This is a genomic window from Kitasatospora sp. NPDC001119 (assembly GCF_053598475.1).
This window is the reverse complement of the sequence record NZ_JBSFKI010000033.1, coordinates 1-25824: the sequence shown is the minus strand read 5'-3', so window position 1 is coordinate 25824 and position 25824 is coordinate 1. Positions and strand designations below refer to the sequence as shown.

The 25824-nt window shown below is 74.7% G+C and carries 19 protein-coding genes; 9 read left to right on the top strand and 10 right to left on the bottom strand.

Features of this window, described 5'->3' with window-relative positions; translation table 11 throughout:
* Positions 1-7: 7 nt before the first annotated feature.
* From ACWDD9_RS32745 to ACWDD9_RS32735, 3 genes are all read right to left on the bottom strand, one after another.
* Positions 8-376 (bottom strand): BlaI/MecI/CopY family transcriptional regulator, encoded by a 369-nt coding sequence (locus tag ACWDD9_RS32745; protein WP_049650008.1) that lies wholly within the window; start codon positions 374-376, stop codon positions 8-10.
* Between the two features lie 215 nt (positions 377-591).
* Positions 592-3333: an FtsX-like permease family protein gene (locus ACWDD9_RS32740; protein ID WP_449813595.1), complete on the bottom strand. Its 2742-nt coding sequence runs from the start codon at positions 3331-3333 to the stop codon at positions 592-594.
* Positions 3330-4130, bottom strand: coding sequence for an ABC transporter ATP-binding protein (locus ACWDD9_RS32735; RefSeq protein WP_117486990.1), 801 nt, complete (start codon positions 4128-4130; stop codon positions 3330-3332). The genes ACWDD9_RS32740 and ACWDD9_RS32735 overlap by 4 nt, the downstream gene beginning before the upstream one ends.
* 360 nt (positions 4131-4490) lie before the next feature.
* On the opposite strand from ACWDD9_RS32735, the gene ACWDD9_RS32730 reads away from it, so the two are divergent.
* Both ACWDD9_RS32730 and ACWDD9_RS32725 read left to right on the top strand, forming a co-directional pair.
* Positions 4491-5225: an MgtC/SapB family protein gene (locus ACWDD9_RS32730; RefSeq protein WP_449813594.1), complete on the top strand. Its 735-nt coding sequence runs from the start codon at positions 4491-4493 to the stop codon at positions 5223-5225.
* Between the two features lie 113 nt (positions 5226-5338).
* Entirely contained in the window at positions 5339-6016 is a 678-nt protein-coding gene (locus ACWDD9_RS32725; RefSeq protein ID WP_380777896.1) for a YoaK family protein, read from the top strand.
* Between the two features lie 161 nt (positions 6017-6177).
* Here ACWDD9_RS32725 and ACWDD9_RS32720 read toward each other — a convergent pair whose 3' ends face one another.
* The gene (locus tag ACWDD9_RS32720) at positions 6178-6834 is read right to left on the bottom strand and encodes an Rv1733c family protein (RefSeq protein ID WP_380739672.1); all 657 of its coding nucleotides are present in this window, start codon (positions 6832-6834) and stop codon (positions 6178-6180) included.
* A 417-nt stretch (positions 6835-7251) separates the two neighbouring features.
* Between ACWDD9_RS32720 and ACWDD9_RS32715 the strand changes: the two genes are divergently transcribed.
* From ACWDD9_RS32715 to ACWDD9_RS32705, 3 genes are read left to right on the top strand one after another with little or no spacing between them, the layout of a single operon-like run.
* Complete coding sequence (locus ACWDD9_RS32715) at positions 7252-7776, top strand: PadR family transcriptional regulator (RefSeq protein ID WP_049656925.1); 525 nt, start codon at positions 7252-7254, stop codon at positions 7774-7776.
* Complete coding sequence (locus ACWDD9_RS32710; protein ID WP_074002566.1) at positions 7773-8465, top strand: ABC transporter ATP-binding protein; 693 nt, start codon at positions 7773-7775, stop codon at positions 8463-8465. The genes ACWDD9_RS32715 and ACWDD9_RS32710 overlap by 4 nt, the downstream gene beginning before the upstream one ends.
* Complete coding sequence (locus ACWDD9_RS32705) at positions 8462-10690, top strand: FtsX-like permease family protein (protein ID WP_449813593.1); 2229 nt, start codon at positions 8462-8464, stop codon at positions 10688-10690. The genes ACWDD9_RS32710 and ACWDD9_RS32705 overlap by 4 nt, the downstream gene beginning before the upstream one ends.
* Positions 10691-10716: 26 nt before the next feature.
* Here the strand turns inward: ACWDD9_RS32705 and ACWDD9_RS32700 are convergent, their stop codons facing one another.
* Positions 10717-11250 carry a nucleotide triphosphate diphosphatase NUDT15 gene (locus ACWDD9_RS32700; protein ID WP_117486986.1) on the bottom strand — a complete coding sequence of 178 codons (534 nt, stop codon included), beginning with the start codon at positions 11248-11250 and terminating at the stop codon, positions 10717-10719.
* 21 nt (positions 11251-11271) lie between these two features.
* Positions 11272-12690: an SDR family NAD(P)-dependent oxidoreductase gene (locus ACWDD9_RS32695; protein ID WP_234348576.1), complete on the bottom strand. Its 1419-nt coding sequence runs from the start codon at positions 12688-12690 to the stop codon at positions 11272-11274.
* Positions 12691-13152: 462 nt separating this feature from the next.
* Here ACWDD9_RS32695 and ACWDD9_RS32690 point away from each other — a divergent pair, with 462 nt between their 5' ends.
* Positions 13153-14592, top strand: a complete 1440-nt coding sequence (locus ACWDD9_RS32690) for a GuaB1 family IMP dehydrogenase-related protein (RefSeq protein WP_049656920.1) — start codon at positions 13153-13155, stop codon at positions 14590-14592.
* Here the strand turns inward: ACWDD9_RS32690 and ACWDD9_RS32685 are convergent.
* Positions 14553-15554, bottom strand: coding sequence for a DUF5995 family protein (locus tag ACWDD9_RS32685; RefSeq protein WP_449813592.1), 1002 nt, complete (start codon positions 15552-15554; stop codon positions 14553-14555). The two genes, ACWDD9_RS32690 and ACWDD9_RS32685, sit on opposite strands and share 40 nt — an antisense overlap.
* Positions 15555-15761: 207 nt before the next feature.
* Between ACWDD9_RS32685 and ACWDD9_RS32680 the strand changes: the two genes are divergently transcribed.
* On the top strand, positions 15762-16601 hold the full coding sequence (locus ACWDD9_RS32680) for a poly-gamma-glutamate hydrolase family protein (protein ID WP_449813591.1): 840 nt from the start codon (positions 15762-15764) through the stop codon (positions 16599-16601).
* Between the two features lie 38 nt (positions 16602-16639).
* Here the strand turns inward: ACWDD9_RS32680 and ACWDD9_RS32675 are convergent, their stop codons facing one another.
* Together ACWDD9_RS32675 and ACWDD9_RS32670 are read right to left on the bottom strand one after the other, a co-directional pair.
* Positions 16640-17017 (bottom strand): DUF3224 domain-containing protein, encoded by a 378-nt coding sequence (locus ACWDD9_RS32675; protein WP_449813590.1) that lies wholly within the window; start codon positions 17015-17017, stop codon positions 16640-16642.
* A 193-nt stretch (positions 17018-17210) separates the two neighbouring features.
* Positions 17211-18302, bottom strand: a complete 1092-nt coding sequence (locus ACWDD9_RS32670) for a PP2C family protein-serine/threonine phosphatase (protein ID WP_449813589.1) — start codon at positions 18300-18302, stop codon at positions 17211-17213.
* 204 nt (positions 18303-18506) lie between these two features.
* Between ACWDD9_RS32670 and ACWDD9_RS32665 the strand changes: the two genes are divergently transcribed.
* Positions 18507-19484: a pseudouridine synthase gene (locus ACWDD9_RS32665; RefSeq protein WP_387966943.1), complete on the top strand. Its 978-nt coding sequence runs from the start codon at positions 18507-18509 to the stop codon at positions 19482-19484.
* Positions 19485-19561: 77 nt separating this feature from the next.
* Positions 19562-20368: an SDR family NAD(P)-dependent oxidoreductase gene (locus tag ACWDD9_RS32660; RefSeq protein ID WP_449813588.1), complete on the top strand. Its 807-nt coding sequence runs from the start codon at positions 19562-19564 to the stop codon at positions 20366-20368.
* 83 nt (positions 20369-20451) lie between these two features.
* Here ACWDD9_RS32660 and ACWDD9_RS32655 read toward each other — a convergent pair whose 3' ends face one another.
* Entirely contained in the window at positions 20452-24135 is a 3684-nt protein-coding gene (locus ACWDD9_RS32655; protein WP_074002572.1) for a SpoIIE family protein phosphatase, read from the bottom strand.
* Positions 24136-25824: the final 1689 nt, after the last annotated feature.

Here is a 25824-nt window from a genome sequence, read left to right as displayed (position 1 = left end):
GCGAGGACTACCCGGCCTCCCGGGACCTCGCGTGTTCGAGGGCGGCGAGCAGGGCCGAGGCCTCCGCCCCGCTGATCCGGTCGACGAAGTGGAGCAGCGCGCCCGCCCGGTCGGGGGTGGTCTCCAGCGCCCGGTGCATCAGCCGGGCGGTGTACTCCTCGCGGGTGCAGCTCGGCCGGTACACCCAGGCGCGGCCGACCTTGTCGCGGCGCAGCCAGCCCTTGGTGTGCAGGATGTCCGCGACCGTGGTGACGGTGGTGTACGCGACGGCCCGGTCCCGCTGGAGGTCGTCGACCACCTCGCGCACCGTGGCGGGCCGGTCCCAGGACCAGAACCGGTCCATGATCTCGGCCTCCAGGTCCCCGAACCCCCGCAGCACCGCCCTCTACTCCCTCTGCTCCCTCGCCGAACCGGACGCCGACGCCCTTGGCCCGCCGGATCGCGGCCCATGGTACGGCGAGCGCCGGGCGCCCGCCCCCGGGTGAAGGGGACGGACGCCCGGCGCGTAACGGTCGGTGCCCGGGTGGTGCCCAAGCGGTGTCAGCCGGTGGTCGGTACGTGTGCAAGACGTGTCCGAGGCCGACGGGGCCGTCAGGACAGCCGCCGCCCGAGCGGGATGCGGGAGCGGGTGAAAAGCGCCGCGAGCAGCCCCGCGACCACCGGCAGCACCAGCACGATCAGCAGCAGCTCGCCCCAGGGCGCGGTGATCAGCGCCGGCTTGGCCCCGAAGCCGCTGGCCCGGGACTTCAGCAGCCCCACCGCCGGCACGAACCCGTTGACCGCCCCGAGCAGCGCGCCCAGCAGGGCGATCAGGGTGCACTGGAGGCCCGCCATGCTCCGCCGGATCCGCGGCGGCGCGCCGACCGCGGCCAGGGTGGCCTGGTCCTGCCGGGAGTCGGCGGCCGCCAGGCCGGTGGCGATCCCGGCCGCGCCGAGCACGACCAGCGCGGCGAAGCCGGTGAGCGCCAGGCTGAGCGCGTCGCCCGTGGGCTGGTAGCCGCGCTCCACCTCCAGCGTGGCGAAGCGGTCCAGCCGGACGGCGGCCGCCGCGGCGCGCTGCTGGGCCTTGCGGTCGGGCGGCGTGGCGGGCAGCCAGACCGAGCCGGACGGCCGGGACGTGAGCCCGAGCGCGGGCAGCGCGGAGGGCAGCGCCAGGCCCTGGGCGAAGTCGGCGGCGGCCGGGTTGTCGACCAGCACCGCGTCGACCGGGACCTCCTGGACATCCGGCTTGGGCACCTCGCCGGGCTGCAGCGGAGCGCCGCCCCCGCCGCGCAGGACCATCACGGCCTTGCCGTCGGCGCCCACCAGGGACCGGTCGAAGACCAGCAACTTCCCTGCTGCCAGCGCCTGTTCGGCGGCCGGGTCGTGGACGGCGAACAGGTTGTGCAGCACGGTGACGTCACCGGCGGCGATGTGCGGCGGCGAGCCCAGGCCGCGGCGCTCCGGCGGGCCCTGGAGCTGGACGACGCTGGAGCAGTTGTCGCAGAAGCGGTACTCCACCTGGCCGAGGTCGCCGCGCGGGCCGAGCCCGGACAGCTGCTTCTCCAGCTCGGCCCGCTCCTCGGTGAGCCGGGGCCCGTCGACGTACGTCATCAACTGGACGGCGCCGTACGGGGCCTGCGGCCGGTAGTCGCGCCGGTCCTCGGCGTCGGTGCTGGTGGAGTAGACGCCGATGGCGACGGCGCCGGCCACCGCGGCCATCACCGCGGCCACCGCCGGAGCGGTGCGCGAGCGGTGCCGGGCGGCGTCGCGCAGCGCCAGCCGGGGGCCGAGCGGCAGCCGCCCGGCGGCCCGGCCGATCAGGGCGACCAGCATCGGGGTGCACAGCAGCAGGCCGATCTCGGCGGTCACCGAGCCGCCCAGCACGGTGAGCGTACGGGTGTCGTAGCCGCCCGCGCCCGGCTGGTCGCGCTTCACGGCGCCCGCGCCGTACATCGCGAGCACGGCGCCGAGGACGAGCAGTCCCAGGCCGGCGAAGGTGACCAGCCGGCTGGGGGCGCGGACGGTGTCCCGGCCGGTCAGCCCGGCGGTGACGCTGCGCCGGGCGGCCTGCAGCGCGGGCAGCGCGGCGGCGAGCAGCGCGGTGGACAGGCCGATCCCGGCGATCGCGAGGAGGTCCAGCGGCGGCACGGCGAAGTGGCCGAAGCGTACGCCGCCGAACTGCTCGATCCGCGGCCGCAGCAGGGCGACCACCGCGGTGCCGAGCACCACGCCGACCACCGCCCCGGTCGCGCCGAGGACGACGCCGCCGCCGAGCACCACCGCGCCGACGTGGGCCCGGCTCCCGCCGGCCGCGCCGAGCAGGGCGAGCTGGCGGCGGGAGCGGCGGGCGCCGACCGCGAAGGCGGGCCCGGCGAGCAGCGCGATCTCCAGCAGCGCCATGCCGCTGACGACGGCGACGACCATCTTGGTGTTGTTGGCGGCCGTCGGGTCGTGGTAGCGGTACGCGTCGCGGTAGTAGGGGACGGCCTGCTCGGGCGGCGGGGCGATCGCCACCGAGCGCGCGGTCAGGGTGTAGCCGTGGGCGTTGAACCGCTGGACGGCGGCCCAGTCGAGGGAGGCCCCGGACGGCAGCCGGACCAGCCAGCCGGACCGGGTGGCCGAGGGCTTCTCCGCGACGGGCCCGCCGGCCGCCAGCGCGGTGTTCAGCGGCTCGATCAACTCGCCGGGCCGGGCGACGAGTTCGACCCGTCCCAGCTCGCTCGGGTGCTCCACCACACCGGTGATGGTGTAGGTGGTGCGCTCCAGGCCCTGGAGGGTGGTGGTGGCGCCGGTCTTGAGCCCGGAGCGGTCCAGGAAGGCCCGGGTGACGGCGACTTCGTGCGGGGCGCTCGGGGCGCGGCCCTCGACCAGGTCGAGTCGGCTGCGCCAGATCGGGTCGCCGAGGTCGGCCTCGGTGGTGAGGGTGCGGACCAGGCCCTCGGGCGAGTCCGCGCCGGCCTCCGGCCCGGGCCGGGCCGGGGTGAGCGCGCTGCCGGGCGGCAGCAGCGCGGCGACCAGGGCGGCCGGGTCGGTGCTCGCGCCCTTCTCCTGCTCGGCCGTCGGCTTGTCGCCGGGGCGGGCCGGGACGGTGAAGGCGCCGTCCTCGGCGATCGGGGCCTGCTCGACCGGTGTGCCCGGGGCGAGCGAGGTGACCAGGGCGTCCGCGCCGCCCACCACCCGCTCGACCCGTTCGGCCGGGGTCAGCTGCCCGCTGCGGTGGACCACGTCGGCGCCGGTGACGCCGAGCACGGGCAGCGCGATCATGGCGGCGATCAGCGCGCTGCGGCCCTTGGCGCGCAGCGCGTCGCGGCGGGCGATGCGCAGGGCGACCCGCCAGGCTCCGAACCTCACTGCGCCACCTCGCCGACCGCACCGGAGGGGTGCACCGCGGCGAGGCGGGCGGAGGAGCGGCGGCCGGGGGCCTCCGAGGCGACCGCGCCGTCCCGCAGGTGGACCACCCGGTCCGCCCAACTGGCGTGGGCCGCCTCATGGGTGACCATCATCGCGGCGGCGCCGGCGTCGCAGCGGGCGCGCAGCACGGCGAGCACCGCCTCGCCGGTGGCCGAGTCGAGGGCGCCGGTCGGCTCGTCGGCGAGTACCAGCCGGCGCTCGCCGATCAGGGCGCGGGCGATGGCCACGCGCTGCTGCTGGCCGCCGGACATGTCGTCGGGGAAGCGGTCGGCGAGCTCGCCGATGCCCAGCTCCTCCAGTGCGGCCAGCGCCTCCCGGCGGGCCCGGCGGCCCGGGACGCCGTCGAGTTCGCGCGGCAGCGAGATGTTCTCGGCGGCGGTCAGGGCCGGGATCAGGTTGTAGTCCTGGAACACGTACCCGATCGAGCGCCGCCGGAGGTCGGCGAGCCGGCCGCGGCCGAGGCCGCCGAGGGCGACCCCCTCCACCAGCACCTCGCCGTCGCTGGGCTGGTCCAGCCCGCCGGCCAGGGTCAGCAGGGTGGACTTCCCGGAGCCGGACGGGCCCATGACGGCGACGAACTCGCCCGGGTGGACGGCCAGGTCGATGCCGCGCAGGGCGTGCACCTCGGCGGCGCCCCGCCCGTGCACGCGGGTGACGTTGGCCAGGCGCAGGACGGGTGCGGGCCGGTTCGGATCGGTGTGGGACACACTTCCCCCTCGTGAGCTGCTCAACTGCATATGTCGGTGAACTATATATGCCGGAGGACGTGACGCAAGGCGGGCCGGTTCCCGGGCGGCGGTGATCGGATTCGGTCAAACTTCTACAAAGCTGTCGAGGAAGAGCGGGAAACCCCTGCCCCGGTCGTTCGGAGGCGGTCTATGCTCGGGACGGCTCACGGCTCCGGAGGCGCCCGAGACCCCCGATGCGCCGACGCGCCGTCACGTTGTCCGGGGCCGACCGCACGGCCGGCCCCCGCGCCCTGCGCGCCTCCCCGCCGACCACCGTGGCGATGGCCATCATCGAGGTCGCCCGGCCTGCCGGGAGCATCGACCGCGTGCCACCGTCCGTACCCCTCCTCCCGTGAAGGAGGTGCCGTCGTGCACACCCTGACCACCGTCGACTTCCTGGTACGGCTCGCCACCGGCGTCGCCTGCGGCGCGCTGATCGGCGTCGAACGCCAGTGGCGGGCCCGGATGGCCGGCCTGCGCACCAACGCCCTGGTCGCCGCCGGCGCCACCCTGTTCGTGCTCTACAGCGAGGCCGTCGGCGACGCCGCCAGCCCCACCCGGGTCGCCTCCTACGTCGTCTCCGGCATCGGCTTCCTCGGCGGCGGCGTCATCCTGCGCGACGGCGCCGGCGTACGCGGCCTCAACACCGCCGCCACACTCTGGTGTTCGGCCGCCGTCGGAGTGCTCGCCGCCTCCGGCAAACTGCGGTTCGCCGTCCTCGGCACACTCGCCGTCCTCGTCGTCCACCTGGTCCTGCGCCCCGCCGGCCGACTCCTCGACCGGGCCCCACAGGCCGGCAGCGACCCCGACTCCACCACCCGCGCCACCGTCCACCTGGAATGCGACCGCAAGTCCGAGACCCACATCCGGGCCCTGCTGCTCCAGGCCCTCGCCGGCTCCGGACTCGCCCCGACCGGCCTGCGCGCCCGCCGCACCGACAACGGCGACGCCACCAGCCTGCGGGCCACCGTCGCGATCACCGGGCAGGTCGCCCCGGCGCTCGAACAGGTCGTCACCCGGCTGTCCTTGGAGCCCGGCGTACGCGACCTGCACTGGCACCTGGAGGACGAGCCGGAGGACCCCGGCAACCCGGCGCTCGCCTGACGGGCGGCGCGGACGTACCGTCACCACCGGGACCGCGTCGCCGGACCGTGTCACCGGACCGCGTCACCCGGACCGGGTCACCCGAACCCCCGCCCGAACCGACTGGAGGCAGGATGCCGACCCCCGATCCCGAGCACGGGCCGCTGGTGCCGATGCTGCTGGTGCTGACCGTGGTCACCGGAGTGGTGGACGCGGTCAGCTACCTCGAACTCGGCCACGTCTTCGTCGCCAACATGACCGGCAACGTGGTGTTCCTCGGCTTCGCCCTGGCCGGCGCGGCCAACCTCTCCGCCACCGCCTCGCTGGCCGCCCTCGCCGCCTTCCTGCTCGGCGCCCTGGCCGGCGGCCACCTCGCCCGCCGCCTGCCCGGCCACCGCGGGCACCTGCTGACCGCCGCCGTCGCCGTCCAGTCGGCGCTGGTCGCGGCGGCCACCGTGCTGGCGGCCGTGGCCGGCCACACCTCCGAGCCGGCCCGCTACACCCTGATCGGGCTGCTCGGCTTCGCCATGGGCGGCCAGAACGCGGTGGTCCGCGCCCTGAAGGTCCCCGACCTCACCACCACCGTGCTGACCATGACCATCACCGCCCTCGCCGCCGACCGCACCGGCCCCCGCCGGCTGGCCTCCGCCGTCTGGATGTTCGCCGGCGCCCTCCTCGGCGCCCTCCTGGTCCTCCACGCCGACATCCCGCTCGCCCTGGCCCTGGCCCTCGCGCTGCTCCTCGCCGTCGCGGCCCTCACCCACCGCGCCGCCAGGACCGTCCCCGCCCCCGCCTGGACCCACCCGCGCTGACCGGGCGTCCGGTGATCCGCCGCCCGCCCATGGCCGGTGCCGGGTGCGGGCCGCGTCGAATTCCCGCCCCGCCCCAGGGGGTTCGGGATGCCGCACGGTCACCGACGGCCCGGAGGGCGCCCCTGGCGGCGTCGACTTCCGGGGTGTCACCGGTGGCCGGCTCAGTCCTCGCTGCGGTGGCCGGCGCGGCCGCTCCAGAGGGGTTCGAGGCGCTCCCACTCGGTGCTCCAGGCGGCCTCCGCCCGGCGGTCGAGCGCCTGGAGGCGCAGGCGGAGGGCGAGGGCGAGCAGGGCCAGCAGGACGAGGAGGCCGCCGGCGCCGGTGCAGGCGGCGGAGACGGCGAGGGCCACCCGGTCGGCCGGGGCGACGGAGACGGTGCCGGCCGCGTCGACCCAGACGGGGATCCGGCTGCCGGTGACGGCGGAGTGCGGGGCCTGGACGGTGCCGTGGCGCGGGCTGCCGTCGGGGGCGGTCCAGTCCGCGTCGACGTCCACCTGGTTGCTGTAGCCGCCGGCGAAGCGGCTGCCGGTGGCGGTGGTGCGGTCCGGGACGCCGCTGACCACGGCGTCGACCTGCTGCAGCCGCCCGCGGTCGGCGTCGGCCCGGTGCGCGGTGGCGCGGTAGAGGAGCAGCGAGCCGCCCGCGCACAGGGCGAGGGCGAGCACCGCGCCGAGCACGGCGGACAGCCAGGCGCGGGCGCGGGAGCGGTCGAGGGGGCGGGCGAGCGGCTCGTGCCGGGCACCGAGTGCCCGCCGCAGCCGCCGGCCGGTGCGCCGCGGGAGCGACGCGGGCAGGGCCGGACGGGGAGTGCTGGACACGGTGAGGGCTCCTCAGGGGCGCGGGGACGCTGGGCGGTTACGCCCCAATGTCCACCCGGCGGCCCCCCGCGCACAAGAGTCGTGCGCGTTCGGAGGACCGCCGGTACCTACCGGTCAGGGCCGGTCGGCCCAGTGGCCGGGACGTTCGGCCCTCGGCATCCGCACCCGGTCCGGGCAGGCTGGGGTGTGGCGGCGTCCTCCCGGTGCTTGGGCGCGGCCGTGGCCCGGTCGGCCGTGGGGGCGCCGGGCCGAGGTACGGGGCAGGGGGTGGTCGTGGGGCCACCCCCTGCCTGTGCCGTGTCCGGCTCCGGCCCGTTCTCCGCCCTTTCCTCGCCGATGGACTGACGATGTCCCAGGTCGGGGCCGTATTCTGCCCAGATATACACTCGGGGTATACGCCGGGTGTATGTTTCCCCCATGAGTGTTCCTTTGACCCTTCTGGGGCTGCTGGAGCGAGAGCCGAGCCACGGCTACGACCTCAAGCGCGACTACGACGCCCTCTTCGGCCGCGGCAAGCCCCTTCCGTACGGCCAGGTCTACTCGACCCTCGGCCGGCTGGCCCGCGACGGCAAGGTGGTGGCCGGCGAGGCGGAGCCCGGCGACGGGCCCGAGCGCAAGCGGTACGTCATCACCGAGACCGGGGCGACCGAGTTCGAGACCTGGCTCCAGGAGCCGGTCGCGCCCGAGCCCAACCTCCAGTCCGTGCTGTTCACCAAGGTGGTGCTGGCCCTGATGCTGGGCCGGGACGCCGAGCACTACCTGGACACCCAGCGCGCCGCCCACCTGCGCCGGATGCGCGAGCTCACCGAACTGCGCCGCACCGGAGCCCTGGTGGACGCCCTGCTCGCCGACCACGGCCTGTTCCACCTGGAGGCCGACCTGCGCTGGATCGACCTCACCGCCGCCCGCCTGGACGCGCTCGCCGCGGAGGTGAACGCGTGACCGCCGTGATCGAGGCCCGGGACATCGCCCTCGCCTTCGGGGAGACCCCCGCCCTGCGCGGGGCCAGCCTGTCCGTCCAGGCCGGCGAGGTGCTCGCCATCATGGGCCCCAGCGGCTCCGGCAAGTCGACGTTACTGCACTGCCTGGCCGGCATCCTGGTGCCCGACGCGGGGGAGGTGCTGTTCGACGGGCAGCGCCTGGACACCATGCCGGAGGCCCGGCGCAGCGCCCTGCGCCGGGACAAGTTCGGCTTCGTCTTCCAGTTCGGCCAGCTGGTGCCGGAGTTGACGGCCGAGGAGAACGTCGCGCTGCCGCTGCTGCTGAACGGCGTGCGCCGCTCCGCCGCGCTGGCCCAGGCCCGTCCCTGGTTCGCCCGGCTCGGCCTGGACGGCATGGAGCAGCGCCGCTCCGGCGAGCTGTCGGGCGGTCAGGCACAGCGGGTCGCGCTGGCCCGCGGCCTGGTGGCCCGGCCGCGGGTGCTGTTCGCCGACGAGCCGACCGGCGCGCTGGACTCGCTGACCGGCGAGCAGGTGATGGAGCTGATGGTCGCCTCCGCCAAGGAGCAGGGCACCACCGTCATCCTGGTCACCCACGAGGCCCGGGTCGCCGCGTACGCGGACCGCGAGGCGGTCGTCCGCGACGGCCGGGCCCGTACGCTCTCGGCCGGCGCCGGAACGGTGGCCCCGTGATCGCCTTCTCGCTCCGGCTGGCCGTCAGCGGTGGTCGGGAGGCGGTGGCCCGGCTGCTGATGATCGCGGCGGCGGTCGCGGTCGGCGTGGGGCTGCTGCTCTCGACCTTCGCCGGCGTGAGCGCGATCGACCGGGCCAACGAGCGGCAGCTCTGGATGAACACCGGCGTCAAGGGCGCGACCGCGGTCACCTCGGCGGACCCGCTCTGGTGGGGCGCCCGGATGGACTACTACCGGGGGAGGACCGTCTTCCGGGCCGATGTCGCCCCGACCGGTCCCACCTCGCCGCTGCCGCCCGGCCTGAGCCGGCTGCCCGCGCCCGGCGAGTACTACGCCTCGCCCGCGCTGGAGAAGCTGCTGCGCGACACCCCGGCCGTCGAACTGGGCGACCGCTTCCCCGGACGGCAGGTCGGCACCCTCGGCGAGGACGGGCTGCCCTCCCCGGACACCCTGGCGCTGGTCGTCGGCCGCACCGCGGACGAGGTCAAGGCCCTGCCGAGGGCCACCACCGTCACCAGCCTCGCCACCGTCCTGCCCCACGACTGCGAGTACGACTGCTACGGCGCGGGCGTGCACGGCGACGCGATGGTCCTGGTGCTCACCGTGGTCGCCGCCGCGCTGATCTTCCCGGTACTGGTCTTCATCGGCACCGCGACCCGGCTCTCCGCCGCCACCCGGGAGCAGCGCTACGCCGCGATCCGCCTGGTGGGGGCGACGCCCGGCCAGGTGTCGGTGATCTCGGCGGTGGAGTCCACCCTGGCCGCGGTGATCGGTACGGCCCTCGGCTTCGGCCTGTTCGCCGCGCTGAAACCGGTGGTGGCCGACGTGCCGTTCACCGGCGACCGCTTCTTCGCCTCCGACCTGACCCTGACCCTGCCGCAGGCGGCCGGGGTGGTGCTGGGCGTGCCGGTGGCGGCCGCGCTCGCCGCCCGGCTCGCGCTGCGCCGGGTCACCGTCTCGCCGCTCGGGGTCTCCCGCCGGGTCACCCCGAAGCCGCCGAGTGCCTGGCGGCTGGCACCGCTGGTGGCCGGCCTCGCCGAACTCGGCTACTTCGTGGGCAACCGCCCGGAGACCACCGACGGGCAGTCCACGGCCTACCTGACCGGTTTCGTGCTGGTGATGCTCGGGCTGGTGGTCTCGGGGCCGTGGCTGACCATGGCCGCGGCCCGGGCGGTGGCCCGGCGCACCCGCCGTCCGGCCGCCCTGATCGCGATGCGCCGCCTGGCGGACGACCCGGGGGCGGGCTTCCGTTCGGTCGCCGGCGTGGTGCTGGCGCTGTTCGTGACCACCGCGACCCTGGCCATCATGAGCACCATCAACGCGAACCAGGGCATGCTCAACGGCGCCCCCGAGGTGCGCAAGGCGATCGTGGACGCCCCCTTCGGCAACCGGAACGACGCGGCCCTGCTGCCGTCGGTGCCCGATCGCGTGCTGGCCCGGGCGCGGGCCGTCCCCGGGTTCCAGGGGATCGCCCTGGTGCACGAGGACCCGGCCGGTACGGGCCAGCGGAGCGGGCGGGGCATCGTGCCCGGCCTGGTGAGCTGCGCGGACCTCGCGCAGATCCCCGTGGTCGGCCACTGCGCTCCCGGCGCCGCCGTCGCGGCCGTCGACCCCTACCAGCTGGTCGGCCTGGTGGACGCCTCCGACCGCGAGTGGCCGGCCGCACCGGTCTCCGAGGCCGAGGCGGCCGGGCTCCCGGTGCGGATGCTCTACGCGACCACCGACGGCTCCAAGGCGGCCAAGGAACAGCTGCGGACCCTGTTCATGAAGGAGTTCCCGCACTACGAGGCGCGGCTGGCCGAGGACTGGTCCTCCGCCGGGCAGAAGAAGCTCCAGGGCTGGCGGCAGCTGGCGAACGTGGTGCTGCTGACCACCCTGCCGATCGCCGGGTGCAGCCTCGCGGTGAGCGTGGTGGCCGGACTGTCCGACCGCCGGCGGCCGTTCGCGATGCTGCGGCTGACCGGCGCACCGCTGCGGCTGCTGCGCAGGGTGGTCGGACTGGAGAGCGCGCTGCCGCTGCTGGTGGTCTCGGCGCTCGCGATCGGGACGGGCTTCGCCGCGGCCGCGATGTTCCTCAAGGCGCAGAAGGACTACGACCTGGTGTCCCCGGGCCCGGCGTACTACGGGCTGACCGGTTTCGGGCTGGCCGCCTCGCTCGGGATCATCGCCTCGACGCTGCCGCTGCTGAAGCGGATCACCGGACCGGAGGCGGCCCGCAACGGCTGAGCGCCGTCAGGCGGTCGGCTGCCCCGTCACCCGTTCCAGCGGGCGACGGGGTAGCCGTGCGTTCCGGCCAGCAGCCGCGGGGACAGCCGCGGCAGCCAGCTGCCGAGCACCAGCGCGGACGGGTAGAACATCGGCTCGGGCAGCGCGTCCACCGGGACGCGCTCCCAGCCGCCGCACGCGTGCGGCTCGGTGACCACGGCCTCGGCCAGGCTCGGCGGCGCCAGCACGGCGGCCGTCAGCCGGGGCCGGCCGAGCTCGTGGTCGAGGTGGACGGCGAGCACCCGCATCTCCTCGGCGGGCAGCACGATGCCGGTCTCCTCGGCGAGTTCGCGGGCCGCGGTCCGCTCGAAGGACTCGCCGGGGTCGACCTTGCCGCCGGGCAGGCTCCAGGTCGGCGGCTCGCCGGCCGTGGTCCGGCGGCCGATCAGCACCCGGCCGTCCCCGGTGGGCACGATGACCCCGGCACCGAGCAGCGGCGCGGTCGGCGGGACCGGTGCGGCGGGCCCGGCGGGTCCGGTGGGCGCGGTCGGTCCGGTCGGCCCGGACGGTGCGGTGCTCAACTCGCCATCCCCTTCGGCTGGTTACCAGTTGGAGCGGTCGTAGTCCTTGAGGAAGCAGCCGTACAGGTCCTCGCCCGCCTCGCCGCGCACGATCGGGTCGTACACCCGGGCCGCGCCGTCGACCAGGTCGAGCGGGGCGTGGAAGCCCTCGTCGGCGAGGCGCATCTTGTCCGGGTGCGGCCGCTCGTCGGTGATCCAGCCGGTGTCGACGGCGGTCATCAGGATGCCGTCGGACTCGAACATCTCCTGCGCGCTGGTGCGGGTGAGCATGTTGAGCGCGGCCTTGGCCATGTTGGTGTGCGGGTGGCCGGCGCCCTTGTAGCCGCGCGAGAAGACGCCCTCCATCGCGGAGACGTTGACCACGTACTTGCGGCGGGACGCGGAGGCGGCCATCGCCGGGCGCAGCCGGCTGATCAGGATGAACGGCGCGGTGGAGTTGCAGAGCTGGACCTCCAGCAGCTCCATCGGGCCGACCTCGCTGACGGTCTGCACCCAGCTGTTGGTGTCCGCGAGGTCGGGCACCAGGCCGCCGGCGTCGATCGCGGTGCCGGCCGCGATCCGGTCGGGCGTCGCGGAGCCGGTGACCAGGGCGAGCGAGGTGACGTCCTCGGCGGTGATCCGCTGCGTGTCGCCGCCCGCCTGGTGGGGGAGGGCGGGCAGGTCGACGCTGCCGCTGCCGAACCGGCCGATGGTGGTGGCCTGGGGCAGCTCGCCGGCCGGCAGCGGGGCGGACTCGGCGTTGACCAGCTCGCGGTAGGACTCCGGCGGGCGGCGCACGGTCTGCGCGGCGTTGTTGATCAGGATGTCCAGCGGGCCGTCGGCAGCGACCTCGTCGGCCAGGGCCATCACCTGGGCCGGGTCGCGCAGGTCGATGCCGATGATCTTGAGGCGGTGGATCCACTCGGCGCTGTCCGGCATCGCCGTGAAGCGGCGGATCGCGTCGTTGGGGAAGCGGGTGGTGATGGTGGTGTGGGCGCCGTCGCGCAGCAGCATCAGCGCGATGTACATCCCGATCTTGGCCCGTCCGCCGGTGAGCAGTGCGCGCTTGCCGGTGAGGTCGGCGCGGGCGTCCCGGCGGGAGCGGTTCTTGACCGCGCAGTCCTGGCAGAGGTTGTGGTAGAAGGCGTCGACCTCGATGTACCGCTGCTTGCAGGTGTAGCAGGAGCGCGGACGCTCCAGGATGCCGGCGATCTCGGTGGTGGTGACGGTGGTCAGGCCGAAGGCGCCGGCCGTCTCGTCGTCGATCCGGGTGGGCGCGCCGGTGGCGGTACGGGCGGTGACCTCGCGGTCGTTGGCGGTCTTGCGGGCCCGGGTCTCCTGGCGGCGGCGCTGCTTGAGGGTGCGGAATATGCCGCCGACGGCCTTGCGGACGGTGATCGCGTCCGGGTGGTCCACGTGCAGCTCGTCGAGCTCGGCCAGCACCTCCAGGCAGAGCCGCAGCCGCTCGGGGTCGAGGCCGGGACCGAAGTCGGTCTCCTCCTCGGCGCCCTCGACCGGGTCCTGGCCGAGGTCCGTCCGCCCGGTGCCCGTCTGCTCGATGCCCGCCTGTCGGAGGTCCGTCTGGTCGATGTCCGTCTGACCGATGCTCACGCCTGCTGCCGCTTTCCCGATTCGCCACGCCCACACGCGTGAAGCCAAGCCCCTTACCGCGTGAATGCTACGGGAGCGGTCCGGACCGGGGCGAAAAGCCGACGTCGGAGGGGGTCTTTGGATGATCCTCCATGTCTACGCGCGGAGTATTGATCACGGTTTGTACGCAGCCCCAGCAATGCCCGTCGAACTGGCTTTTGCCCCCACCCTCACGGAGAATCGAACGCTGGGTGCCGGGCGCCCGAGTGCGCTCCGGCGGCATCGCCGCAACCGCACCCGAGGTGTATCCCCCCAGCCAGAGAGCCCTCCTTCATGCGCTTCCTGAACGACCTCAAGCCCTCGTACGACCTGACGTACGACGACGTCTTCATGGTCCCCAGCCGTTCCGCCGTGGGCTCCCGGCAGGGCGTCGACCTCTCCTCGAACGACGGCACCGGCACCACCATCCCGCTGGTCGTGGCCAACATGACCGCCATCGCCGGCCGCCGGATGGCCGAGACCGTCGCCCGCCGCGGCGGCCTAGTCGCCATCCCGCAGGACATCCCCACCGAGGTCATCGCCGAGGTCGTCTCCTGGGTCAAGCAGCGCCACCTGGTGTTCGACACCCCGATCACGCTCGCCCCCGGCGCCACCGTGGCCGAGGCGCTCTCGCTGCTGCCCAAGCGCGCGCACGGCGCCCTCGTGGTGGTCGAGGACGGCAAGCCCGTCGGCGTGGTCACCGAGTCCGACTGCCAGGGCGTGGACCGCTTCACCAGCCTGGCCGACATCATGTCCCGCGAACTGCTGCTGCTGGACGAGGGCATCGACCCGCGGACCGCCTTCGAGAAGCTCACCGAGGCGCACCGCAAGCTCGCCCCCGTCGTGGACGGCGAGGGCCGACTGGTCGGCATCCTCACCCGCAAGGGCGCGCTGCGCGCCACCCTGTACACCCCGGCCGTGGACGAGGCCGGCAAGCTGCGGATCGCCGCCACCGTCGGCATCAACGGCGACGTCGCGGGCAAGGCCGCGGCGCTGATCGAGGCCGGTGCCGACGTGCTGGTGGTCGACACCGCGCACGGCCACCAGGAGTCCATGATCAGCGCGCTGCGCGCGGTGCGCGGCCTGGACCCGCGGGTCCCGATCGTGGCCGGCAACGTGGTCTCCGCCGCCGGTGTCCGCGACCTCGTCGAGGCGGGCGCCGACATCCTCAAGGTCGGCGTCGGCCCCGGCGCCATGTGCACCACCCGGATGATGACCGGCGTCGGCCGGCCGCAGTTCTCCGCCGTCCTGGAGTGCGCCGCCGAGGCCCGCCGGCTCGGCAAGCACGTCTGGGCCGACGGCGGCGTGCGCCACCCGCGCGACGTCGCGATGGCGCTGGCCGCCGGCGCCTCCAACGTGATGATCGGCTCCTGGTTCGCCGGGACCTACGAGTCCCCGGGCGACCTCCAGACCGCCGCCGACGGGCGCCAGTACAAGGAGAGCTTCGGCATGGCCTCGGCCCGCGCCGTCAGCAACCGCACCGCCCAGGACTCCTCGTACGACCGGGCCCGCAAGGCGCTGTTCGAGGAGGGCATCTCGCACTCCCGGATGTTCCTCGACCCGACCCGCCCCGGCGTCGAGGACCTGATCGACTCGATCATCGCGGGCGTCCGCAGCTCCTGCACCTACGCGGGCGCCGGCAGCCTGGAGGAGTTCCAGGAGAAGGCGATCGTGGGCATCCAGAGCGCGGCCGGCTACGCCGAGGGCAAGCCGCTGCACTCCAGCTGGGCCTGACCGGCTCCGGCGCCCGCTGCGCCTGTTGTGCCTGCCGGGCCCGCCGCGTCTGGGCCCGCACCGTCGGCCGTCCGGTTCCTCGCCTCGGGGAGCCGGGCGGCCGCGGCCGTCGCGGGGGCAGCCGCGGGGGCCGTTACGGGGGTGCGGTGCCCGGGGGCCTGGCCGCTGATCCGGCCGCCGGCCGCTCCGGTGTCGCGCCCGTCCTCCGGTCCGCCGCCCTGCCTCCCGCCCTGCCTCCCGCCCTGCCTCCCGCCCGGCCCGAGCGGGAGCAGCAGGACGCGGCCGAGCAGCCCGACCGAACCGTCCAGCGCCGTGGCGAGGGCCCGGGCGGCGCCCGGCAGGTGCCGCAGCTCCCAGAGCGCCTCGACGGTGCCCCAAGCGCCCTCGCGGGCGGCCCCGACCGACCAGGCGCCGAGCAGGTGGGTGAGCGGCTCGGCGCGCTCCAGGAGGTCGGGTCCGGGCATCAGCTGCTCCCGGACGGCCGTCTCCACCTCGGCCAGCACCCGGTCGATCCGGTGGTAGTCCGGCTCGACGTCGGACGGCTGGCAGCCCCGGCGGCGGCAGGTGTCCACGACGGCCAGCGGCAGGTCGTGCTGGATGTGGGCGGCCATCCCGGCCAGCGCGAACTGCAGCGGGTGCACCCCCGGGTGGGCGCGCAGCGCGAACAGCGGCCGCCAGCAGGCGGGCGGCTCCTGCCCGGCCGCGTCGGCGGCCACGGCCCGCAGGTACCGCCCGGCGAACACCACGTCCAGCTCGGCCACCGCCGACGGGTCGGCGAAGCGCCCGCCGTCCAGCCGGTCGCGGACCGCCTCCGTCACGGTGAGGTAGAGCCGGTTGAACACCCCCACCCCGTCGGCCGGGGGCAGCCCCGCCCCGATCTCCCGCAGCCGGCCGACCACCTGCTCGACCGTCCGCGCCTCCACGACCACTGACGTCGTACGATCCACCGCCGTGTCGGGCATGCGCCACCCTCCGATGTCGATCGTGCACTGATCGCATCATCGTGACAGCGCTGCCCGTGCCCCGACGGATGCGGCACGCCTCCGTCGGGCCGGTGTCGCACGGTCAGGCCGGTGTCGCACGACCGGGCCGGTCCCGTCGTGACATGGCGTCGACTTGGCCAAAGCCTTGCCGGTACTTTTCCGATCCCCCACCTCCTGTCATGATCCGTGACCGTGATTAACCGTCGTACCCTGATCGCCGCGTTCGCCGCGGCCCCGGCCCTCAGCACCCTCGGCGCCGCCGTGGGCAGCACCCCCGCGAGCGCCGCCGCCGACCTGTTCCCCTCCAACACGGCCCTCTACGCCAACCCGACCGTGGTCGAGGGCGTGGACTACGGCCGCCGCTACCGCCGGCACCTGGTCGACGACCAGAGCCCGCAGGGCCGTACGCCGTTCGTCCGGACCACCGTCATCGCCCCGCACGGCGGCGGCATCGAGGGCGGCACCTCCGAACTGTGCCTGGCCATCGCCGGCTACCACCCGGCCGACCTCGCCCCGGCCCCGGCCGCCGGGCCGACGCACGACTTCTGGATGTTCGAGGGCCTGCGCTCCTCCAACAACAGCGAGCTGCACGTCACCTCGACCCACTGCGACGACGGAGTGGCCCGCGCGATGTGCGCCGGCAGCCGCAACGTGCTGTCGCTGCACGGCTGCACCGCCGCCCAGGCCGGACTGGAGGCCGGCGCCCAGGCCGTGCTGGTCGGCGGCCTGAACCCCACCTTCCGCCAGTATCTGATGGAGGAGTTCGCGGCTGCGGGCATCCGGGCCGTGACCGCCTCCGGCGAGGAGGAGATCGCGGGCATCTCCCCGGAGAACATCTGCAACCGCAGCCTGCTCGGCATGGGCGCCCAGCTGGAGATGACCACCGAGCTGCGGGCCGCGATGTTCGCCCCGGGCAAGAACACCCGCACCGAGCGGGCGGCCAACACCCTGCCGCTGTTCTGGGCCTACGCGACCGCGGTCCGGACCGCGATCCAGCGGCTGGAGGCGACCCAGCCCATCCTCTGACGGACCGGGGCCGCCGGCCGCGCGCGCCGCGGCCGGCGTCAGCCCAGCCCGTACTCCAGGACGTAGGTGTGGGTGCCGGACCCGTCGACGGTCAGGTGGAACTCGCCGGTGATCCCGGCCAGCTCGCCCGTGCCCGTGCCCGGCACCACGCGTATCGTCGTGCCGGTGGTGTCCCAGGCCGCGTGCTGCAGCACGAACGAGCCCTTGCGCCCGTCCAGTTCACCCGTCACGTGCTCCACCGCGACGTACGAAGCCGGGCTGCCGGAGGGGCCCGCGACGGAGAGCATCCGCACCTCGCTCTCCCCGCTCAGCCCGCCCGTGAAGGTCTTGGCGATCCGGACCCGCCCGAACGCCGCGCCCTCCCGCTCCTCCGTCTCCACCGGCTCGAACGCCGTGACCTCGAAAGACCCGCTCACCCTGCTCCCGCTCCCCATGGCACCGTCCCCTCGTCGATCCGCGACCACCCTGCGGCCGGCTCCCCGCCGACCGTGGACCGAGCCTTGCACACACCACTGACAATCGCGGCCGGGAAGCTCTCCGGAGCTGCTCTCCGGGCAGTTCTCCGGACGGCTCTCCGGACCACCCTCCGGAGCCGTCGGCGCGGCCCGGTCACGGCTCCCAGCGGATCGCCAGCACCGCCGCGTCGTCGGCCAGCCCGGTGTCGCCGACCCAGCCGCCGACGTCCGTCAGCACGGCGTCCAGCAGGTCCGCCGGGGTGCCGCCGTGCAGTCCGGGCAGCCGCTCCGCGATCGGGTAGAACCGGCCCGCGGCGTCCCGGGCCTCCGACACGCCGTCGGTGTGCAGGAGCAGCAGGTCGCCCGGCTCCGGGTCGAACCGCCGGTCCGGGTAGCTGTCGTCGGTGAGCCCGAGCAGCCCCAGGGGAGGCGCCGGAAACGGGGGCTCCAGCTCGCTCACCCGGCCCGCCCGGCGCAGCAGCGGGGGCGGGTGGCCGCAGTTCACCAGCCGCACCGGCCCCCGGTCCGGCGCCACGTTGAGCAGCAGCGCGGTGGCGAACCGCCCCTCCTCCGACGGCCGGGCGGCCAGCGCCGCGTCCAGCCGTTCGGCGAGCCGCCCGGGGTCCGGCTCGGTCCGCGCGGCCTCCCGGAACACCCCGAGGACGTCCGCCGCCGTCTCCACCGCCGGGAGGCCGTGCCCTTGGACGTCCCCGAGCAGGATGCGCAGCCCGAAGCGGGTCTCCACCACGGCGTACAGGTCCCCGCCGATCCGGGCCTCGGCGGCCGCCGCCACGTACCGCACCGCCAGGCGCAGCGGCCCGATCCGCTCCGGCGGCGGGCGCAGCAGGGCCCGCTGGGCCGCCTCGGCCACCGTCCGGACCTGGAACAGCTCCCGTTCGCGGGCCGCCACCAGGACGACGCTGGCCGCGCTGGCCAGGGTCGAGGCCAGGACGGTGACCGGAACGCTGATCCGGACCGAGAGCGGCAGCTGCGCGTTGGCCGACTCCAGCAGGCCGACGGCGACCACCGCGGCCGCGCCGACCAGCAGCGGCACCCGGGCCCGCCGGGTGGTCGCACCGGCCAGCACCGGGGCTACCGCGAGCAGCGGCGCCAGGGTGGTCCCGGGCCCGATGGCCAGCGCGGCCACCACGGCGGCGACCAGGAGCAGGAGCGAGCCGTAGAGCAGCAGCCGGGTCCGCCTCGGCAGGTGCAGCGGCGGCACCCCGTCCGGGCCGTCGGCGGTCACGCTTCCTCCAGTGGTGCCGACCGGTCGGTCCGGCGGATCGGTCGGTTGCTCGGTTCGGCCGGTGGGGCGGCTGGTCGGCCCGGTCGGCGGACGGTCGGAGGCCCCCGGCGTCACGAGGGCCTCCGGTCCACTTTCCCTGCCCGGCCCCGGGTCAGCACCTCGGCCGAGGGGCGCGCGCCGGCGCGCACTAGGCTGGGCCTGGAGATGAGACGCAAGAGCCGCCGCCCGGCCTCCCCCCTCCCGCAGCGCCACGGTGTGGACCCGGTCCACCTCCGGCTGCCGCTCGAAGGCCCCTGGCCGACCGTGCGGGACCACCTGGTGGACCGGCTGCCCGCCGTCCCGGCCGAGCGGGTCGACGCCGCGCTGCGGGACGGCGAGATCGTCGGCGAGCAGGGCCCGATCGCCCCGGCGGAGCCGTTCCGTCCCGGTGCCCACCTGTGGTTCTACCGGGACCTCCCCGAGGAGGTGCGCGTCCCGTTCGAGCTGGTCGTGCTGCACCGCGACGAGCACCTGGTGGTGGTCGACAAGCCGCACTTCCTGGCCACCACCCCGCGCGGCCGGCACGTCACCGAGACGGCGCTGTCCCGGCTGCGGCACGCCCTCGACCTGCCCGCGCTCAGCCCCGCGCACCGCCTGGACCGGCTCACCGCGGGCCTGGCCATGTTCGTCGTCCGCCCGGAGGACCGCGGCGCCTACCAGACGCTGTTCCGGGACCGCCTGGTGCGCAAGGAGTACCAGGCCGTCGCCGGGTACGACCCGGAGCTGAGCCTGCCGCGCACCGTGCGCAGCCACATCGTCAAGGAGCGCGGGGTGATCGCCGCCCAGGAGATCGACGCGCCGCCGAACAGCGAGAGCCGGATCGACCTGCTGGAGCGCCGCGACGGCCTCGCCCGCTACCGGCTGCGGCCGCTGAGCGGGCGCACCCACCAGCTGCGGCTGCACATGTGCGGCCTCGGGCTGCCGATCCTCGGTGACCCGGTCTACCCGGTCGTGCTGCCCGAGCCCGCCGCCGACGACTTCCGCCGCCCGCTGCAACTGCTCGCCTCGACGATCGAGTTCACCGATCCGCTGACCGGCCGGGAGCGCCGCTTCGAGACCCGCCGCACACTGACCGCCTGGACCGACCCGCAGGGCTGGGCCGACGACGCCGGTCCCGGGCCCCAGGACCTCCGAACGATCTAGCTAGGGCCAACGTCCGAGCCGGTTCCCGTTCCGGTGGCCGATCCGCCGACCGGCCCGGCGGCGGGATGGTGTGCGGCATGAACGCAGGCACCAACGCAGACAACAACGCGGGCAGGAGCGCAGGCACGACGAGCGCAGGCACCGGCGGGGCGGGCCGCGCAGCCGTACCGCGGAGCGCTCCCGTCGCCCTGGTCACCGGAGCCTCCCGCGGCCTCGGCCTGGCCCTCGCGCGCGCCCTCGCCGCCGACGGCTGGCAGCTGGTGATCACCGCCCGGGGAGCGGCCGAACTCGCCGCCGCCGCAGCCGATCTGGCCACCGTCACCAGGGTCGTCGCCCTGCCCGGCTCCGTCGTCGACGACGACCACCGCGCCCACCTGGCCGGGGCCGCGGAGGAGCTCGGCGGCGCGAGCCTGCTGGTCAACAACGCCGGAACGCTCAACGGCGCCCCCGGCCCCGGCGGGCAACCGCTGCCCCGGCTGGCCGACTTCCCGCTGCCGGGCCTGCTGGAGACCTTCGAGGTCAACACGTTCGCCCCGATCGCCCTCACCCAGCTCGTGCTGCCCCAGCTGCGCGCCCACGCCGGCGCCGTCCTCAACGTCAGTTCCGAGGCCGCCGTGGTGCCCTACCGCGGCTGGGGCGGTTACGGTGCCAGCAAGGCCGCGTTGGACCTCGCCGGCGACGTACTCGCCCGGGAGGAGCCGGAGTTGCGGGTCTGGTCGGTGGACCCGGGCAGCATGCGCACCCGAATGCTCCAGGAGGCCGGCCCCGGCGAGGACGTCTCCGGCGCGCCACTGCCCGAGCGGGTGGCGCCGGCCCTGCTCGGCCTGCTCCGCGACCGCAGGCCCTCCGGCCGCTACCGCGCCGAGGACCTGGCCGGCCGCTGACGACACCCCCCGATCTCGGTGTCCCGCCCCAACTCGCCGCCCGCACACCGGCCGAGAGGCGCGGTGCGAAAGCCGCCGGTCGTTCAGGCGGACGGTGTTGCCCCCGGGGGCAACTCCAGCTCGAACCAGACCACCTTGCCGTCCTTGGTCCGGCGGCTGCCCCAGCGGTGCGCGAGCTCGTTGACCAGGTGGATGCCCCGGCCGCCCTCGTCCTCGCTGCGGGCGCGGCGGATCCGCGGCACCTCGGACTCCTGGTCGGCGACCTCGACGGTGAGCACCCGGTTGCAGTACAGCCGCAGTTGGGTGGGCGATCCGGCGTGCACCAGCGCGTTGGTGATCAGTTCGCTGGTGAGCAGCTCGGCCCAGTCGATGAGCGCGTCGAGTCCCCAGGAGGCCAGCGTCTCGCGGGTGAAGCGGCGCGAGTGGGCGACCATGGCGTGGTCGCCGGTGAGCCGCAGGGTGGCGATCCGGTCCGCGCCCTTCGGGCGGACCTGCGCCATGATGACGGCGATGTCGTCCTCGCCCGTGGTCTCGGTGAGCCGCTTCAGGACGGCGTCGCAGGTCTGTTCCAGCGAGCCGCGCCGGTCGGCGACCGTCCGGCACAGCAACTGCAGTCCCTCGTCGAGGTCCTGGCCCCGGCGCTCGACCAGCCCGTCCGTGTAGAGGGTCAGGATGCCCTCCTCGGGGAGGGTGAACTCGGCGCTCTCGAAGGCGACTCCGCCCACCCCCAGTGGGGCGCCGGTGGGCAGCTCGACCAGGTGCGCCCGCCCCTCGGTGTCGGCGACCACGGGCGGTAGGTGCCCGGCGCTGGCCGCGGTGCACTGGCGGTCCACCGGGTCGTAGACCACGCAGACGCAGGTGGCGAACTGGCCCTCGCCGATGCCCGCGGTCGCCTCGTCCAGCCGGTACAGCACCCGTTCGGGATCCAGGTCCAGGGTAATCAACGTCCGTGCTGCCGTGCGGAGTTGTCCCATGGTGGCGGCGGCCCGGATGCCGTGGCCCATCACGTCGCCGACGATCAGCGCGACCCGCCCGGAGGACAGCGGTACCACGTCGAACCAGTCGCCGCCGACCTCGCTGACCACGCTGCTCGGCAGGTAGCGGTAGGCGAGGTCCAGCCCGAGCGTGCGGTGCACCTCCTGTGGCAGCAGGCTGCGTTGGAGGGTGAGCGCGGTGTCCCGTTCGCGGCGGTAGAGCCGTCCGTTGTCGATCGCCAGCGCGGTGCGGGCGGCCAGCTCCTCGGCCAGCGAACGGTCCGCCGACCCGAACGGCACCGGGTTGCGGGAGCGGACGAACTCCGCGCCGCCCAGCACCTGTCCGCGCGCCACCAGCGGCACCATCAGGTACGAGTGCACCCCGGCGTCCAGGCTCGGCTGCACCCGGTCGGGCGAGGCGACGATCCGGCTCAGCTCCTCCTCGGTCACCTCGGAGACCAGGATCGAGCGCCGGGTGCGCAGGCTCTGCGCGTACAGCCCGGCCGACTGCGAGGTCTCGCCCACCTGGTCGGCCGCCCCGAGCATGCCGCCGTCCGGGCCGGTGTCGCCGACCGCCACCGCCCGCATCAGCACCGGGCCCTCCGCCGGGACCGCCCCGGGCTCCTCGCCGCTGAGCACCGCCTCGCGCAGGTCCACGGTCACGAAGTCGGCGAAGCGCGGGATCACCACCTCCACCAACTCCCGGGCAGTGCGGTGCAGATCGAGCGTGGTGCCGATCCGGTTGCTGGCCTCGTTCAGCAGCGACAGCCGCTGCTGGGCGGCCCACGCCTCGTCCAGCGCCCGCTGCCGGGCGGCGGCCGCGTCGCGCTCGCGGGTGAACAGCAGCGCGTTGTCGATCGAGACGGCCGCCCGCACCGCCAACTCCCCGGCCAGCGCCACGTCGTCGTCATCGTACGGGCGCTCGACCCGGGTGCGGTAGAAGCCCGCCACGCCGACCGGGGTGCCGCGCGCGATCAGCGGGACCACCATGAACGACAGCACGTTCTGCTCCCGTACGGCGGCCCGCCGCACCGGGTCGTCCGCGAACCAGGCCATGCCCTCCTCGTCCATCCTGGGCACCAGCACCGGCTTGCGGTGCGCCAGGCACCAGGCGTACGGCGAACCGGGCACGAAACGGTGCAGGTTGCCGGTGCGGGCGATCGGCGCCAGCGTCGAGCCGGGCACCGAGTGGAAGGCCATCCGCCGCAGCAGCGCCGAACCGTCCACCGGGGCGGTCGCCTCGCGCTCGCCGCGGACCAGCTCCTCCAGCACCTCCACCACCACCGTGTCGGCCAGCCTCGGTGCCGCCACCTCGGCCAACTCCTGCGCGGTCTGGGCGAGATCGAGCGTGGTGCCGATCCGGGCGGAGGCCACGTTGACCAGCGCCAGACGCTCCTGCGCGGCCCTCGCCTCGCGCAGCGCCTGCTGCCGGGCCAGCACGGTCTGGTGCTGGCGCAGGTACAGCCGGGCGTTGTCGATCGCGACGGCCGCGCGCGAGGACAGCTCGTCGCCGAGCGTGATGTCGGCCGCCGCGAAGGACTCCCGCGCGCCGCGCCGCGAGTACACCACCATGCCGAGCGTCGTACCGCGCGCCACCAGCGGGGTGATCCGCACCGAGCGCGGGCGGTCGCCCAGGTAGGCCTGGCGGCGGCTCTCGTGGACGGGCTCGCTCAGCATCGGCAGCTCCCAGGAGGGCACCACCACCGTGCGCCCGCCGGCCAGCGCCCGGGCGTACGGGGAGTCCGGCCGCAGCTCGTACACCGCGTCGACCGGCAGCGAATCGGCCGGGTAGACGGCGTCGGCGGAGGCGATCGCCAGGCGGCGCACCAGCAGCGGGACGTCCGGCGCGGGCGGCTCCACGTTCCGGCCGGCCACCAGTTCCTCCAGCCCGAACACCGCGCTGATGTCGGCGACCCTCGGCACCATCGCGTCGACCAGCTCCCGGGCGGTCTGCCGCAGGTCCAGCGTGGTGCCGATCGAGGCGGTCGCGTCGACCAGCAGGGACAGCCGCTCCTGGGCGCGGGCCGCCCGGGCGTCGGCGTGGAACCGCTCGGTGATGTCGATGACCGTGGCGCACACGCCGAGCACCCGGCCACCGCGGTCCCTCAACCGGAAGTACGAGGCCGACCAGGCGTGGTCGTGGCTCGGGTCGCCCGGGGTACGGCCGTGCGCCAGGTCGTCCACCACCGGCTCGCCGCTCTCCAGCACCCGGCGCATCACCGCCTCGGACTCCGGGGCGTTGATCCCCGGCAGCACCTCGGTGAGCCGACGGCCCAGCGGCTCCTCGACGCCTAGGCCGTTCGCGTCCGCCAGCGCCGCGTTCAACCGGACGAAGCGCAGGCCGGTGTCGAACACCGCCATGCCGACCGGGGACTGCGTGAAGAACCCGTCGAGGAGCGCCAGGTCGGCCTGGAGCCGGCGCAGCGTCGTCACCTCGGAGGCCACCGCCAGTACCATCGGGGCGCCGCCCGGGCCGCGGATCGGATACGTACGGAACTCCAGGTTCACCAGGTGCCCGTCCCGGTGCCGCACCGGGAACACCCCGGACCACGACCGGCCCGCCAGGATCTGCCGGAACAGCTGGAGCACCTCCGGCCGGTGTTCCTCGGAGGTCAGCAGCGTCGCCGCCCGCGCCCCCACCGCCTCCTGCGCAGGGTGCCCGAGCAACGCCTCCGCGTCACCGCTCCAGTGCAGGATCCGCCCGTCGGCGTCGATCAGCGCCGTGGCGATCGGCACCATCAGCAGGGCGTCCTGCCGAGGCTGCCCCGCGCGCTGCGCGTATTCGTCCACCATGGCCAGAGAACCGTCCCAGAAACCGTCCGGAGATCGTTCCCACCAGCCCTGCCATCTTCGCACGCACCCCCACCCACCGCAGCCGCCCCAGCCCCCACACCCTGCCCTCAAGCGCTGCCCACGGAGGCAGGGCCTCCACCACCACCTCTCGAACCGACAGCTCCCGCACGAGAAGTCGGCCCAGTCGACTTCTCGCGTCCCTACCCTCAGGCGCCGCCCACGGCGGCGCGGCCTTCACCACCTCTCGAGCCGGCAGCTCCCGTGCCATCCGTCGGCCTCGGAGCGACTGCCCCGAGCCCCTCACCCCGGTTGTGCGCAGGAAGTCGACCGGGCCGACTTCCTGCACCCCGCACCCTCTGGCGTTCTCCATACCGGTGCGGCCTCCCACTGCCGCGACGAATCGACGGGTCCCGTGCAGGAAGTCGGTCCAGTCGACTTCCCGTGCTTCGAGTCCGAGTGCGGTTCCTGCCGGCGAGGCTTCCAGTACGCCCCCCAAGCGGTGCCCGCGTAGGAAGTCGGCTTGGCCGACTTCTCATGTCCTGCTCCAGTGACCCTGCTCGCCAGGCAGCGTATTGCCAGGGCTTGCTTCGCTTGTGCCGCGCTATCTGTTGGCCTTGGCGCGAGCGTCCGGAAGCCCACCCCGGCTGCGCGCAGGAAGTCGACCGGGCCGACTTCCTGCACCCCATTCCCAGGTGTTGTCCATGGCGGTGTGGCCTTCACTGCCGCGACGGATCGGTGGGTTGCGCGCGGAAAGTCGATCCAGCCGACTTTCTGGGCCTCCCGCCCGAGCGTGGTTCCTGTCGGTGAGGCCTCCACCATGCCTTCCGAGAGGTGTCCGAACAGGAAGTCGGCGGAGCCGACTTCCTACGTCCTGTTCCGGTGACGCTGCTCGTCAGCGAGCCCCTTGCCAAGGGCTCGCTTTGCCTGTGTCGAGCCGCAGCAGCGCGAGCAGCCGCCGGTGCCATCCGTCGGCCTCGGAGCGACTGCCCGGGAGCCGCTGACCCCGGTCGTGCGCAGGAAGTCGACCGGGCCGACTTCCCACGCTCCCGCGACGAACCGGCGAGTAGCGCATGGGAAGTCGATCCAGCCGACTTTCCGTGCTTCCTGCCCGAGCGCGGTTCCTGTCGTTCCGGCCTCCGCCAGGCACCGAGCCGGTGTGTGCGCGAGAAGTCGGCCCAGTCGACTTCTTGCGCCTCGCCCAGTGACGCTATTCAGTACGGGGCGTTTGGTCGGGGGGCCCGCTTCGCCGGTGTCCGGCTCGCACTTCAGGCGGGCGAGCCCCGGTTGATGTCGGTGGAGCCGGGGGTCCTTCCGCCTGGGTGTGGGTGGGAAGTCGATTGAGCCGACTTCTCGTGCGCTTGGAGGGTGGGATTTCCGTGTGTGGGCTCCCGGTCTGCTCGCGAATTGTCCGTCGGCGTCGGCGCGGTCGTCCGGAGGCCTGCCGCGTAGGCCTTGGGGTGGTGGTTCGGGCGGACCGGTTGCGCGGTGCTGGCGCCTGAACTGGCCCCGGCGGCTCCGGGGTTCGCTGCTTCAGGCCACATGGTGCGGCAAATGGCATCGGCAGCGGCTCAATTTGGGTTCTGGGTCACGGAAAGGATGCTGTTGGTGATCTTCATGAGTGACGGGTTCGAGTCCCGCCATCCGGTTGTTGGCAGAGTTGCTGGAATCGGGTGGTTGGGCCTGTTCGAT